At 44.0% G+C, this 13,683-nt stretch carries 14 protein-coding genes; 1 reads left to right on the top strand and 13 read right to left on the bottom strand.

The window, feature by feature from the left end; all coding sequences use genetic code 11:
• Positions 1-2: 2 nt before the first annotated feature.
• A complete protein-coding gene (locus ACNORC_RS07450) occupies positions 3-1,034 on the top strand; it encodes an endonuclease/exonuclease/phosphatase family protein (protein WP_418334993.1) in 1,032 nt (343 codons plus the stop codon).
• Here the strand turns inward: ACNORC_RS07450 and ACNORC_RS07455 are convergent.
• The 13 genes from ACNORC_RS07455 to ACNORC_RS07515 form a co-directional block, all read right to left on the bottom strand.
• Positions 1,026-1,661 (bottom strand): WbqC family protein, encoded by a 636-nt coding sequence (locus ACNORC_RS07455; RefSeq protein ID WP_418334994.1) that lies wholly within the window; start codon positions 1,659-1,661, stop codon positions 1,026-1,028. The two genes, ACNORC_RS07450 and ACNORC_RS07455, sit on opposite strands and share 9 nt — an antisense overlap.
• 6 nt (positions 1,662-1,667) lie before the next feature.
• Positions 1,668-3,233: a signal peptidase I gene (gene lepB / locus ACNORC_RS07460; RefSeq protein WP_418334995.1), complete on the bottom strand. Its 1,566-nt coding sequence runs from the start codon at positions 3,231-3,233 to the stop codon at positions 1,668-1,670.
• Positions 3,234-3,281: 48 nt separating this feature from the next.
• A complete protein-coding gene (dapB, locus tag ACNORC_RS07465) occupies positions 3,282-3,977 on the bottom strand; it encodes a 4-hydroxy-tetrahydrodipicolinate reductase (RefSeq protein WP_418334996.1) in 696 nt (231 codons plus the stop codon).
• Entirely contained in the window at positions 3,978-4,562 is a 585-nt protein-coding gene (locus ACNORC_RS07470; protein WP_418334997.1) for a DUF5683 domain-containing protein, read from the bottom strand.
• On the bottom strand, positions 4,552-5,457 hold the full coding sequence (locus ACNORC_RS07475) for a ParB/RepB/Spo0J family partition protein (RefSeq protein ID WP_418334998.1): 906 nt from the start codon (positions 5,455-5,457) through the stop codon (positions 4,552-4,554). The genes ACNORC_RS07470 and ACNORC_RS07475 overlap by 11 nt, the downstream gene beginning before the upstream one ends.
• A gap of 6 nt (positions 5,458-5,463) precedes the next feature.
• Positions 5,464-6,228 (bottom strand): ParA family protein, encoded by a 765-nt coding sequence (locus tag ACNORC_RS07480; protein WP_418334999.1) that lies wholly within the window; start codon positions 6,226-6,228, stop codon positions 5,464-5,466.
• Between the two features lie 197 nt (positions 6,229-6,425).
• Positions 6,426-7,307 (bottom strand): SDR family oxidoreductase, encoded by an 882-nt coding sequence (locus ACNORC_RS07485; RefSeq protein ID WP_418335000.1) that lies wholly within the window; start codon positions 7,305-7,307, stop codon positions 6,426-6,428.
• A 189-nt stretch (positions 7,308-7,496) separates the two neighbouring features.
• Positions 7,497-9,608: a methylmalonyl-CoA mutase gene (gene scpA, locus ACNORC_RS07490; RefSeq protein WP_418335001.1), complete on the bottom strand. Its 2,112-nt coding sequence runs from the start codon at positions 9,606-9,608 to the stop codon at positions 7,497-7,499.
• 21 nt (positions 9,609-9,629) lie between these two features.
• Entirely contained in the window at positions 9,630-11,003 is a 1,374-nt protein-coding gene (locus tag ACNORC_RS07495; RefSeq protein ID WP_418335002.1) for a methylmalonyl-CoA mutase subunit beta, read from the bottom strand.
• 41 nt (positions 11,004-11,044) lie between these two features.
• Positions 11,045-11,359 carry an FtsB family cell division protein gene (locus ACNORC_RS07500; protein WP_418335003.1) on the bottom strand — a complete coding sequence of 105 codons (315 nt, stop codon included), beginning with the start codon at positions 11,357-11,359 and terminating at the stop codon, positions 11,045-11,047.
• A gap of 18 nt (positions 11,360-11,377) precedes the next feature.
• Entirely contained in the window at positions 11,378-11,995 is a 618-nt protein-coding gene (udk, locus tag ACNORC_RS07505; RefSeq protein WP_503473627.1) for a uridine kinase, read from the bottom strand.
• 125 nt (positions 11,996-12,120) lie between these two features.
• Complete coding sequence (locus ACNORC_RS07510) at positions 12,121-13,314, bottom strand: PQQ-dependent sugar dehydrogenase (RefSeq protein ID WP_418335005.1); 1,194 nt, start codon at positions 13,312-13,314, stop codon at positions 12,121-12,123.
• Between the two features lie 78 nt (positions 13,315-13,392).
• A complete protein-coding gene (locus ACNORC_RS07515; RefSeq protein ID WP_418335006.1) occupies positions 13,393-13,656 on the bottom strand; it encodes a hypothetical protein in 264 nt (87 codons plus the stop codon).
• Positions 13,657-13,683 lie beyond the last annotated feature (27 nt).

Raw genomic sequence — 13,683 nt, forward strand, 5'->3', positions numbered from 1 at the left:
CCATGAGAGACCTCAACTGGTTTGACAAATTCCTGTTCTTTCTGAATTCGCTGTTTGCGGCGGCTTTACTGTTTTCCTATCTGCTACCGTACATCCCACCGAGTACCTTCGCATTGCTTTCGGTATTTAGCCTTGGTGTGCCGTTCCTTATAATCGCCAATGTCATCTTCTTTTTGTTTTGGTTGTTCCGGCTTCGAAAGCAAATGTTATTGTCGCTGATAGCACTTCTCTTCGGATTCAATCATCTCACTTCTATTTATGAAATTTCTTCTTCCGAAGATTTAGATGGGCATGAGAATATATTGAAGGTCCTAAGTTACAATGTGCGGCAGTTCAATGAATATGGATGGGCAAAAGACGTAGATATTCCGGCCAAGATCTCAGAATTCGTGAAAGATCGGAATCCCGATGTAATTTCCATGCAGGAGTATTTTAGTGGTGAGTTGATGATAGCTAATAGTTTTCCGCATAGATACATAAAGAAAAGGGGAGAGGGAGCAGAATTTGGACTGGCCATACTTTCGCGCTATCCAATCATTAATTCCGGTTCTCTTGACTTTCCCACTCAGAGCAACAACAACGCCATCTACGCCGATATTCTCAAAGGAAAGGATACCATCAGGATAATCAATGTGCATTTACAGTCTTTCAGTGTTAAACCCGATATGGATAACCTGGAACAAAAGCATACCAAAAAGGTATTTTTGGGCATGGGGCAGACCTTTGTGCGGCAACAGCGCCAAATGGAGATTGTGATCGACCTGGTGAAGCGAACGCCTTATAAGATGATCCTGATGGGCGATTTCAATAATACTGCCTATTCCTATATCTACAGGGAGATCAAGTCTGAGGATCTGTATGATGCCTATAAGGAAGCAGGGAATGGTTTTGGACAAACCTTTGATTTCAAATTTTTCCCGCTGCGAATCGACTTTATTTTAGCTGCCGAATCACTGGAAGTGCTGAATTTTGACAACTACAAAGTGCCTTTCTCAGATCATTATCCTATCACCGCAACCTTTGCGTTAGACTAATTTTATTTCCTGAGTTTGAAGATAATTCAGCGCATTGGGTCCTTCATTGAAGAGTAGGTCCACAATACTTAAGTCATTCAGGTATCCGAATTTGTTTGAAAAAACCTGGGTATAAGGCTCAAACCGGAATGGTTTTTCTCCTTTTGCATGAACCAGGAAACGGCCGTCGATAACTTCTTTGGGTTCAAGAATGAACTCCTCAGTCTTTGAAAACGGGAATTCCTCCAATTGCAGGCACTCCAGAGTCAGGTTTAAACAGTCATAATTGAAATCGAGCAGGAAATCATACTTTTTATGGTAGAGCGGAGCGAATTCATCTTCATAGAATTCAAAGAAAGGAGAAGTGCGATAAACCGTCTGCAGCGATCTCCAGTGCTGTTTCTGCCAGTCAAAATCATTCTCGATCTTTACTTCCCTGTATTTTTGATGCTGAGATTTATTTCCGGAGTGCTTGATAGGAATATTCAGCAATAGTCTGCCGTTAGCTCCATAGATATACATCCTGTTGCGGTAGGTCTGCTTTTGGTAATTGTCTTCGTTCTCAAAGATCACCTCTTCAGCCTGAACCATCGCAACAAATTGCGAAATAGGTCCAAAGTAGCAGGGATGCAACAACAACGGATCCATAAATGCCTAACTTTTTTTCTTTTTTCGGAAGAATGAGTACCCGATCCAACCCACCAAAAGGATCAGAAAATACGGAAAATAAGAAACTGGTTCTCCTTTACCGCCCACGGTGGTGAACATTCTGTCCCAGCGTATCTTATCGAAGCCGGAGGCATTTTGATCAAGACTTAGCCAGATGAAAACTGGTTTTCCTACCAGGTGGTTTTCAGGAACGTAACCCCAATAGCGGCTGTCCTCACTGTTGTGACGGTTATCACCCATCATCCAGTAGTAATCCTGTTTGAAGGTATAGCTGTCTATAGGTTCTCCATTGAGCAGCACCTGGGTGCCATTAACTGAAAGTTTGTTGTCAATTCCCATTTCCCGACCTTCATAGTTCTCTATGATCTGGCGGTACAATGGAAATGAATTGATATCGATCTTGACTGTGGCTCCTTTCTTCGGAATGTAAATAGGTCCAAAGTTATCCCGGTTCCAGTTGACTTTTCCGTTGTTGGGGAAGATCCCCGGATCTTTTTCTCCTGCCGGACTGATCTCCCGTTGAATGCTGGCGACATTCGGGTGATTCTTCAGTCGCTCGTAAGCTTCTTCGGAAAGAGATTGGATAAAGAACTGATTGGTGTTTGGATCATAATAGAATCCGTCGGTAATATCATACACCTTGTAAAGCGTATAAGGATCAAAACCCTGGCCCTTTGTGGTTCCTGAATAAGAGTACTGTGGTTTTGCCCTTTCCGGAAGGTCAAGGGGTTGATTATTTACAAATACTTTCCCATCAACGATCTTCAGGGAATCCCCCGGAAGCCCTACCGCACGCTTTACGTAATTCGATTTTTTGTCTACAGGTTTGTCATATCGCATTCCCGATCTGTCCCTGAACATGCGTACCGTATCAACTGGCCAGTTGAAGACCACTATGTCGTTACGATCAACATCCTGAAAGCCGGGAAGTCGGAAATATGGAATATGCGGACTGTTCAGGTATGATTTGATTCCAATTCCGGGAATGGTATCATGTACCATAGGAAAGGCAACAGAAGTAATCGGAGTTCTGGCACCGTAATGAAATTTGCTTACAAATAGATAATCACCTACCAAAAGTGTTTTTTCAAGCGAGGAGGTAGGTATCGTGAATGGCTGCATCACGTAGGTATGGACAATAGTGGCGGCCACAACGGCAAAGAGGATTGAACTGATCCATTCCCCTGCAGCACTTCCCGGGTGCAACGAACGGTCAGCTCTGTAAGTTACATCAGCCGAGTAGTTGACGTAGAAAATGTAAAATCCGAGGGTTATAATGACCAGTATGGTATCAAGTGTTGAGGTCTTTCCAAAGCTCCTGATGGTCTCCACCCAGATTACCGGGAACATAATGAGGTTTACAATAGGAATGAAAAGCAGGATCACCCACCACCACGGCCTTTTTAAGATCTTCATTAGTACTACCGCATTGTAGACGGGAATGGCTGCTTCCCAGGCTTTGCGACCGGCCTTTTGATATAATTTCCAGGTTCCGAGAAAATGGATTAGCTGAACAATTAAAAGGAACAGGATCCAGTGTATTATAGTCATGAGCTATTGTTTGTGGTTATAGGTATAGAAGATGAATAATTTGTTACATTAAAACAAGACGTCTTTCATGCTGAACACACCCTTCTTATCCTTCAGCCATTCCGCAGCTATGATGGCCCCAAGGGCAAACCCGTCGCGGGAATGGGCAATATGTTCAATTTTGATAGTGTCTACTTCGCTTTTGTACGAAATTATATGAGTGCCCGGTACATTCTCTATGCGCTTTGCAGTCACCGGAATCTCATCTTCTGAAGCTTCATCAAGTTTCCAACCCTTTTTGTCGCTGTTCTCAATGATCTGTTCGGCAAGACTTATAGCTGTACCACTGGGCGCGTCCAGTTTTTGAGTGTGATGTATCTCCTCAATGTCTACGGAATACTCTTTGAAACTGTTCATCATTTGCGCCAGTTTCTTATTCAGTTCAAAAAAGAGATTAACTCCCAGGCTGAAGTTGGAGGCGTAAATAAAAGCAGCATCTTTTTCTTTACATAGCTTTACGGCCTCATTGTACCTGGAAAGCCAACCTGTAGTTCCCGAAACTACCGGGATCTGTTGGTCGAAACAGGAAGTAATATTTTTAAAAGCAGCATCGGGGATGCTGAAATCTATGGCTACATCTGCCTTTTTGAGATCGTACTTCTGCACATCATCAGAAATTCTAAGTACCACTTCATGACCGCGTTTTTCAGCGAGCCTTTCAATGGTCTTCCCCATTTTTCCGTATCCTAAAAGAGCTATTTTCATTTAAAAATTGAAGTTTAAACTTAGGCCATATCCGGGCTTTCCACTATACCGGTCGAAATCGAAAGCAGGTTTTAAAGAGAGGTCCTCGCTTACATTGAACTGCTGCAGGTGTGCATCAACATTGGCATCAATGATATTGAGCGCATAGAGGCCAAGGGTAACCAGGATCGAGATCTCCTTGTTGCGCTGGTAGAAACGTTGTCCTTCTATGAGTCCGTTGGTGGAAACAATTGGATTGCCGTTAGCATCTGAAAATTCATCATCAGTCCTGCCGGCCAGCCTGCTTTTGTAAGCTTCCCTGTAGCGGTCATATTCGTCATCATTCCTAAAATAGAAATATACTCCGCCACCAAGAGCGGCATATACCACCGGGATCTTCCAGTATTTTCCGTTGTATGCCTGTCCCAGTCCGGGTAGAACGGCAGAATAGAATGCTGCTCTTGCGGGGGACAGCGGGTCGTAAGCTTTATAAGCGGGTTCTTCTACTACCAACTGCGGGTCCACCAGGAGAGAGTCCTGTTGCGCAAAGGTCTTACCGGCAAAAAGAAGGAGGAAAAGGAGTAATATGAGATTTTTACTCTTCACCCTGGATTATTTTTTTCAATCGGTTGAGGTCTTCTTCCGAAGAAAAAGGTATGATGAGTCTTCCGTTTCCTTTTTTAGCCACCTTCACATCTACTTTGGTACCAAGCCGTTCTGAAAATTCCCTGATACTTTTTTTGATGTTCTTTGGAAGGGCAGGAGCTGAAGCAGTAGTTTTTTCAGCCGGTTTTCCTTCCTGAAGGTTTCGTACCAGTTTTTCAGTTTCCCGTACAGAAAGCGAGTTGGCAAGGATCTTTTCGTAGATCTCCAGCTGGGTTTGACCATCTTCAACATTGATCAGTGCCCGGCCGTGACCCATAGAAAGGAAACCATCACGCATTCCGGTCTGGATGATCGGGTCCAGTTTTAATAACCTAAGGTAGTTTGCTATGGTAGAACGGTTTTTTCCGACACGTTCGCTCAGCTGCTCCTGAGTAAGATTGATCTCATCAATAAGTCGCTGATATGAAAGAGAGATCTCGATAGGATCAAGATCCTGCCGCTGAATGTTCTCCACCAGCGCCATTTCCAGCGATTCCTGGTCATTGGCGATCCTGATGTAGGCAGGGATGGTTTCAAGGCCTACCAGCTTCGAAGCTCTGAATCTTCTCTCACCAGAAACCAGTTGGTACTGGTTATAGGCAAGTTTTCGAACAGTAATGGGCTGTATGACTCCCAATTCCCTGATGGAAGATGCGAGTTCTCTCAACGATTCTTCATTGAAGCTGGTTCGGGGCTGAAAAGGGTTTACTTCAATAGCATCCAGTTCCAGTTCTACTATGTGTCCAACCAATTTGTCGGCATTCTTATCTTCCGCCGATCGAATATCATTTTGAGGATCCTTCAGCAGTGCTGAAAGCCCTCTTCCCAAAGCCTGTTTTTTGGTCGCCTTCGCCATCTTCTTCTAACTGTTTTTCTTGATAATTTCGTGTGCCAGGCTCAGGTAATTAGTTGCTCCCTTACTTCCGGCATCATAATTAATAATACTTTCCCCGTAACTGGGGGCTTCACTTAAACGCACGTTTCGCTGAATGATTGTCTTAAAGACCATCTCATCAAAATGCTTTTGAACCTCTTCCACCACCTGGTTGGATAACCTTAGTCTTGAATCATACATGGTGAGTAACAGGCCTTCAATATCCAATTTTGCATTGTGGATCTTTTGAACGCTTTTGATGGTATTAAGAAGTTTTCCGAGGCCTTCAAGTGCAAAATACTCGCACTGGATTGGAATAATGACCGAGTCTGCTGCCGTAAGGGCATTCAAGGTTAAAAGCCCAAGGGAAGGTGCGCAGTCAATGATGACGTAGTCGTAAGAATCACGCAAATGGCCAATGGCCTTTTTGAGCATGTATTCCCGTTCGTCCTGGTCAACCAGTTCTATCTCAATAGCCACCAGGTCAATATGCGCCGGAATTATATCTAGGTTAGGGGAATCGGTCTTCATGATTGCCTCCTCAGCTTTGACAGAATGCTCCAGCAACTGGTAGGTTCCCAGTTCCACACTTTCTACATCTATTCCCAGGCCAGAAGTAGCATTCGCCTGTGGATCGGCATCTATCAATAAGACTTTTTTCTCAAGCACCCCTAAGGAAGCTGCCAGGTTAACTGAAGTGGTCGTTTTTCCTACGCCTCCTTTTTGATTTGCAACGGCAATGATTTTACCCATTAAATTCTCTTGAATTTTAAAAGGTAAAAATACAATTTATTATAGGTTTACGAAAGGTAAATTGTTAACAGGTTTTTAGTAGGAATTTAAGCAGTATCAGGCAGTTACATCTGCTGAGCGAAAATTTTTAATAACTTGGCATGGCTTCAGGTTCCAAACCTGAAATCCTCCGGACCTTTTTAGCTGCTGCCGGTGATCTAGCTTCCTTTTTTCGCCTTGATCATGGCTTCCAGTTGATCCCACATCTGCTCCGGAATGGCCTCCAAAAGGTTGAATTGTCCTGCCCCTTTTAGCCACTCTCCGCCATCTATGGTAATGACCTCGCCATTGACATAAGCTGAAAAATCAGAAACCAGGTAGGCTGCGAGATTCGCCAATTCCTGGTGTTCCCCAACTCTTTTCAGGGGCACTTTTTTCGCGAGATCAAATTTCTCTTTCAGGTCTCCCGGTAATAGTCGGTCCCAGGCTCCTTTTGTTGGGAATGGTCCGGGTGCAATTGCATTGAACCTTATTCCGTACTTTGCCCATTCTACGGCCAGAGAACGGGTCATTGCCAATACTCCGGCTTTGGCAGTTGCACTTGGCACAACATAGGCCGAACCTGTCCACGCGTATGTGGTTACGATGTTCAGTACGGTCTTGTTCTTTTCACCTTTGTCTATCCAATGTTTACCAAAGGCAAGAGTACAGTTCTTACTTCCTTTTAAAACGATATCAATGATGGTGTCAAAGGCATTGGCACTCAATCTCTCCGTCGGCGAAATGAAGTTTCCCGCAGCGTTATTTAAGAGGATGTCGACAGATCCGAATTCCTTAACTGTATTTTCCAGCATCTGTTCTACCTGCTCGTAATGCCTTACATCACACTGTAACGGAAGACACTTCCCGCCGGTTTCTTCGGAAAGCTCTTTGGCTGTGTTTTCCAACTTCTCGAGATTCCTTGAAGTAATAGCCACTTTTGCTCCCAATTCGAGGAAGTAGCGGGTCATGGCTTTTCCAAGGCCACTGCCTCCTCCGGTTACTACTATGGTTTTACCTTTTAAGGCATCGTCTCGAAGCATTTTCTGTGTGTAATCCATTGTTTAGAACTTAGATGTTAGAATGTATTTTAGGCTTTTAGCCACAGATGTACTGGTTAATTCTCAGTTATTAATGTTTATTAATGTGCCTCAAAAATGACATTTTACAGGCAGTATTCCAGTAAATATTGAATCCTAAATTTTGAATTCCGAATTAACGGAGATTCTTCCTTCGTCGGAATGACAAGTTTATGCCTGCGAAGGTTCGTCGATTAGGATTTCCAGCAATTGAATGGCTGCATCGCTGATCTTGGTTCCGGGGCCAAACACTGCTGCGGCACCGGCGTCGAAGAGGAACTGGTAATCCTGTGAGGGAATTACACCTCCTACAATGACCATGATATCTTCACGTCCATATTTTTTTAGCTCCTCAATTACCTGCGGTACGAGGGTCTTGTGACCTGCGGCAAGTGAGGAAACTCCCAAAATATGCACGTCGTTCTCAACTGCTTGTTTAGCGGCCTCAGCCGGAGTCTGGAACAAAGGTCCGATATCTACATCAAAGCCTACATCGGCATAGCCGGTGGCTACTACTTTTGCTCCGCGGTCATGCCCATCCTGACCCATTTTCGCGATCATGATACGGGGTCTGCGCCCTTCCTGTTCGGCGAACTCATCGGCCATTTCCCTCGCCTTCTTAAAGGAGGCGTCGTCTTTTATCTCTTTTGAATACACACCGCTAAATGATTGGATCTTTGCTTTATAGCGTCCGAAAACTTCTTCCAGAGCATCACTAATTTCTCCTAAAGTGGCTCTTTCCCGGGCCGCGTCTATTGCTAAAGCTAGTAAATTTTCCTCACCTGAGCGGGCCGCAGCGGTAAGTTTCTCAAGGGTCGCCTTTACTTTTACAGAGTTGCGCTCTGCCTTGATCTTCTCCAGTCTTTCTATTTGTTGACGACGTACCGTTTGATTGTCAACTTCCAGGGTTACAATTGGGTCTTCTTTTTCCCGTCGGTACTTATTTACCCCCACAATTATATCCTGACCGCTGTCTATACGTGCCTGTTTCACTGCGGCAGCTTCCTCGATGCGTAACTTCGGAATTCCTGCCTCTATCGCCTTGGTCATTCCCCCTAATTCCTCAACCTCCTGAATGAGGTCCCACGCCTTTTGAGCGATCTCGTTGGTAAGGCTTTCCACGAAATAACTACCGGCCCATGGATCTACTGTACGTGTAATATTTGTTTCCTGTTGCAGGTGTAGTTGGGTGTTTCTGGCAATTCGAGCAGAAAAATCGGTTGGTAGGGCAATAGCCTCATCAAGCGCATTGGTATGAAGGCTTTGGGTACCTCCAAAGGCTGCTGCTGCCGCTTCAATACAGGTCCTGGCAACGTTGTTGAATGGATCCTGCTCGGTAAGGCTCCAGCCACTTGTTTGGCAGTGAGTTCTTAAAGCAAGGGATTTTTCATTTTTCGGGTTGAACTGTTTTACCAGCTTGGCCCAAAGCGCTCTCGCCGCCCGCATTTTTGCGATCTCTGTAAAATGATCCATGCCAATGGCCCAAAAGAAAGATAATCGCGGCGCGAAACTGTCAATATCCATTCCTGCTTCCAGACCTTTTCTGATATACTCCAGCCCGTCTGCGAGGGTATAGGCCAGTTCAATTTCACTGGTCGCACCCGCTTCCTGCATATGGTATCCTGATATACTAATGCTGTTGAACCGGGGCATATTTTTAGAAGAGTATTCAAAAATGTCAGAAATGATCTTCATTGAAGGAGTAGGAGGATAGATGTAAGTGTTCCGAACCATGAACTCCTTTAAAATGTCATTTTGAATGGTCCCTGAAAGTTGTTCCGGTTTTACGCCCTGTTCTTCCGCAGCTACGATATAGAACGCCATGATAGGCAACACGGCTCCGTTCATGGTCATAGAAACGGACATCTTATTGAGCGGGATCTGGTCGAACAGCACCTTCATGTCTTCCACGGAATCTATAGCGACCCCTGCCTTACCCACATCGCCAACCACCCGCTCATGGTCACTGTCATAACCGCGGTGTGTAGCGAGGTCAAAAGCTACAGAAAGTCCTTTTTGTCCTGCAGCCAGGTTTCTCCGGTAAAAGGCATTACTTTCTTCGGCCGTTGAAAATCCGGCGTATTGCCGAATTGTCCATGGACGGGTTACGTACATGGTGCTGTAAGGTCCTCTCAGGTACGGCGGAATTCCCGCTGCAAATTTCAACTGATGCAGGCCTTCCACATCTTTTGATGAATAGGTTTTTCGAGCACTCTCTGCTCCAGATGCAGGAGCCCCGGGTTTGTTTTTTATTTCGAGGTGTTGTAGATCTTTTCTGCTCATGGTCGGTTAAATTCCGGAAGGTTAATTTTCACTTTTTAAGCGCTCGAGTTCAGATTTTTCACTCAGACGCTTCTCCAGGATCGGTGACAGCAATGTCTTTCTGGGTTTGTGCTTTAGGAACGGGTATAATTCAAGTTCCTCTTTCATCCTGTCCTGTTTATTCGGGAATTTATTGGATCCAATGAGCACGAGCTCTCCGGAATCATACTGTTCCTGTTCCTTCTCGGCACTTTCCGATATTTTCTTTTGAATAATTCCCTCCTTGAGTTGGGAAAGAAAGCCGCCTCCTTTTTCAATAGATTTGAAAATTTCCAGAGCTTTTTCGGCTAATTCGTTCGTAAGATTTTCTATGTAATAACTTCCCTCGGCCGGGTTGCTCACTTTTTCAAAATAACTTTCATGCTTCAGAATAAGCAACTGGTTGCGGGCGATCCTGTTTCCGAATTTGTTGTTCTTATGGTAGATGGCATCATAGGCCATATTGCATACACTATTGGCACCTCCTAAAATTGCGCTCATGCACTCGGTGGTGGTGCGCAACAGGTTCACATTGTAATCATACAGGGTCTTGTTGCGCCTGGTTGGCTGTGCCAGGATGTGGCATTCTTCATTGAATCTATATTCTGTTGCCAGGTTGGAGTACAGCAGGCGAAGAGCCCTCAGTTTTGCTATTTCAAAAAAGTAGTTTGGCCCAACCGCCACCTTAAATTGTAGAGGTTTTTCCAGGGAAATTCCCTTTTCTGAGCAGTGGTTAAGATACTCATTGGCATGTGCCAGGGAATATGCCAGCTGCTGCGGAATATTGGCACCTGCATTTTGGTAAAGCCCAAGGTCTACAGAAAGTCCTCCTTTGAGGTTAGCGGAATTTCTTAAAAGTGAATCCAGCACCTCATGATCTTGCTGTAAGTTGTGGTACCAGTTGCCCGTGCGGGCCAGGTTTCCAACGATGTCAAATTGAAGATAAACCTGTGATCCCACTGGTAAAAAAGAATTCAGGTTGCCCAGAAATTTCTCTGAAGCGAACTCCACCTTAAGAAAGACCGGAACGGATTTAAGATCAAGGTCCTTAAAAAGGGAGTTTAAGCCTACTTCTTCTGAAGGTAAAATAAACCAGATGGCTTCAGCTCCTTTTTGAAGGGCCTCCAGGGCTTTCTTATTAGCTCTCTCGACATCGGCAACATAAATTTGCTCGGTTATATTCCAGCATGAGGGAGGATGTACTTTTAAAGAAGTAGGGGATTCGTCTGGATGATAGAACGGTTTTACATCTATACCGTCCTGAGAATGCCAGACCAGGGTCTGGTTGTAATCTGCACCTTTAAGGTCGTATTGGATCTTTTGTTTCCACTGTTTTGCCGATACCTCTCCAAATTCATCGAATAATTGCTTACTCATTGTATTTTGATTTAGTGGCTTGCAGATACTGTTTCGGGAAGTTATTCCTCTTCCTGATACTCTATAATAAAGATCTCTTCATTTTCCCGCTTCATGTAGTATTCATTACGGGCAAACTTTTCGAGTTCGAGCGAATCGCTCAGTTTGTCTATAACGGCTTTGTCTTTTGAGATCTCGTTCAGGTAATATTGCTTGTTCTTTTCAAGGGCATCAATTTCAGAATTGAGCTCATGGTGAATAAGCCAGGAATTACTATCCAAAAAAAGCATCCAGAAAAGGAATGCGACCAGCACCAGCAAATACTTATTGCTGGCAACACGGAACCATTTCCTGTTTCTAAGCTCTCTTAATTTCATTACCCGAAAGATACGAAATTAGAGTAAACGTTGGCGTATAATTGTCTGAACAATATCAACAGCTACAGTATTGTACCTGTTGGTTGGAATAATAATGTCAGCAAATTCTTTGGTGGGTTCAATAAACTGCTGATGCATTGGCTTTAAGGTGGTCTGGTAACGGTTTAGAACCTCATCCAGATCCCTGCCTCTTTCTGCGATATCGCGCTTCAATCTTCGAATCAGTCTTTCATCACTATCGGCATGAACGTAGATCTTGATGTCAAACATCTCCCGAATGTCGGGATGAGTGAGGATTAGGATCCCTTCTACAATGATCACTTTGCGGGGAGCTATCTCTATGGTTTCTCCCGTGCGGTTGTGTTGTTTAAAAGAGTAGACCGGCTGCTGAATGGTTTTGCCGGACTTAAGATCTTTCAGGTGAGAGACCAGGAGATCAAAATCAATAGATTTTGGGTGATCAAAGTTTATTTTTGTTCGCTGCTCATAGGTGAGGTGACTGGTATCCTGGTAGTAAGAGTCTTGTGAAATTACATCAACTTCTTCGTTCTTTAACTCTTCAATGATCTGGTTTACAACTGTGGTTTTTCCGCTGCCGGTACCTCCGGCGATTCCTATGATCAACATTTTACTGATTTTAGGGCAAAGGTAAAACTTTCGGTTCTTACTATTTTCAGATTATTTTTCTATAGCCGCAATTTCTTTTGCTGTTTCGGAAGAATTTCGGTACCGAAATTCTTCCGAAGAAATGCCTGAAAAGATTAGGCCTGCTTCGGAAGTAATTTCACAATTCCTTTATTTTCAACCGAAATATAGATGAAACCATCAGGTCCCTGCACTACATCTCTTACGCGTCCTATTCCTTTAAGCAGTCTTTCCCTGCCTGTAACTTTTTTTCCGTTCAGGCTAAGGTGCTCCACATATTGAAATTTTAATGAGCCTGCCAAAAGATCTCCTTTTAACTCCGGATATTTATCAGAGGTCACGAACACAAATCCGCTGGGAGCAATAGAAGGCAGCCAATAGTACATAGGATCTTCAAATTGAGGACCAGTTCTTTGATCTGTAATGGGCGTGTCATCATAATTTTTTCCATAAGTCACCACGGGCCAGCCGTAATTAGCACCTTTTTTGACCACATTGATCTCGTCCCCTCCCTGTGGGCCATGCTCATGGACCCAGATCTCGCCTGTTTCAGAATTATAGATCATGCCCTGGGGATTGCGGTGGCCGTAGGAATAAATGGCTTCTTTGGCATTGGATTTTCCCACAAACGGATTGTCTGATGGAATGGAACCATCTTTGTTTAGACGGTAAACCTTACCGTTGTCACGGCTAATGTCCTGAGGGTTTTCGTCCCGACTTCCTCTATCCCCGACACTAAAATAAAGATAGCCTTCATCATCAAAAGCGATACGCGAACCAAAATGTTGACCTTTTTCGGTATTTGGGGAAGCTTTATACAGGATGGTCTTGTTTGTTAGCTGATTATTTTCAAGTTTGGCTCGCATTAGGGCGGTATTTCCTCCGCTGCCTTCCCCTTCTGGTGAAGAGTAGGTGAAGTAGATCCAACCGTTAGAATCATACTCAGGATCTAAAGCGACATCTAAAAATCCACCCTGCCCCCGGTAATAAACTTGGGGAGCACCCTGTACCATAAGTTTTTGTCCATTTTTAAAATGGATAAGATCTCCACTTTTTTCAGTGATAAGCATGCTGCCATCAGGCAAAAAGGCCATTCCCCAGGCTACCTGCAGGTCAGGTACTACCATTTCGTACTCATAATTGGCGTCGGTTACCTTATCTTCCGGAATAGTGATGGGTTCAGCACGAGCCTGTACTGAATCGGTCCCGGTCATTACTACTTCCTCCTCTGCGGAAGTTTTTTCGTTTTCCCCACAGGAAATAAGGCTGATACATGCAAAAAGGCCGAAAAAAGCTGATTTGATCTTCATTTTTTCAATTTTTGAAATTCGATAACTTCAAAGATAGCAAGATTTTCATCAATCAATTTAATTTGGCAGATTCGACAGTTATTTGATCATAACCACTTCCAGGTGACCTGTTACGCCGGCCTTTTGCATTACTTCTTTCAGCTCCTCATTTTCGATCATTTTTTGTGCCTTGTCCAGATCGTTAGTTTCAAAGACCATGTACACAAGATCGGGATCACCTATCTTGGGTCCGCAAACTACCTCTTTAAGTCCGGCTTCATTTCTGCGTTGCACATCTTCATCGTAGATCTTTTTCCATGACTGGAAGTTTTCTACTCGGTGGGATAAAATAATTACTGACATAATAAATGGTTTTAAATTTAATGGGGA

The sequence above is a fragment of the Salinimicrobium soli genome (genome assembly GCF_048323655.1).
Lineage (GTDB): Bacteria > Bacteroidota > Bacteroidia > Flavobacteriales > Flavobacteriaceae > Salinimicrobium > Salinimicrobium soli.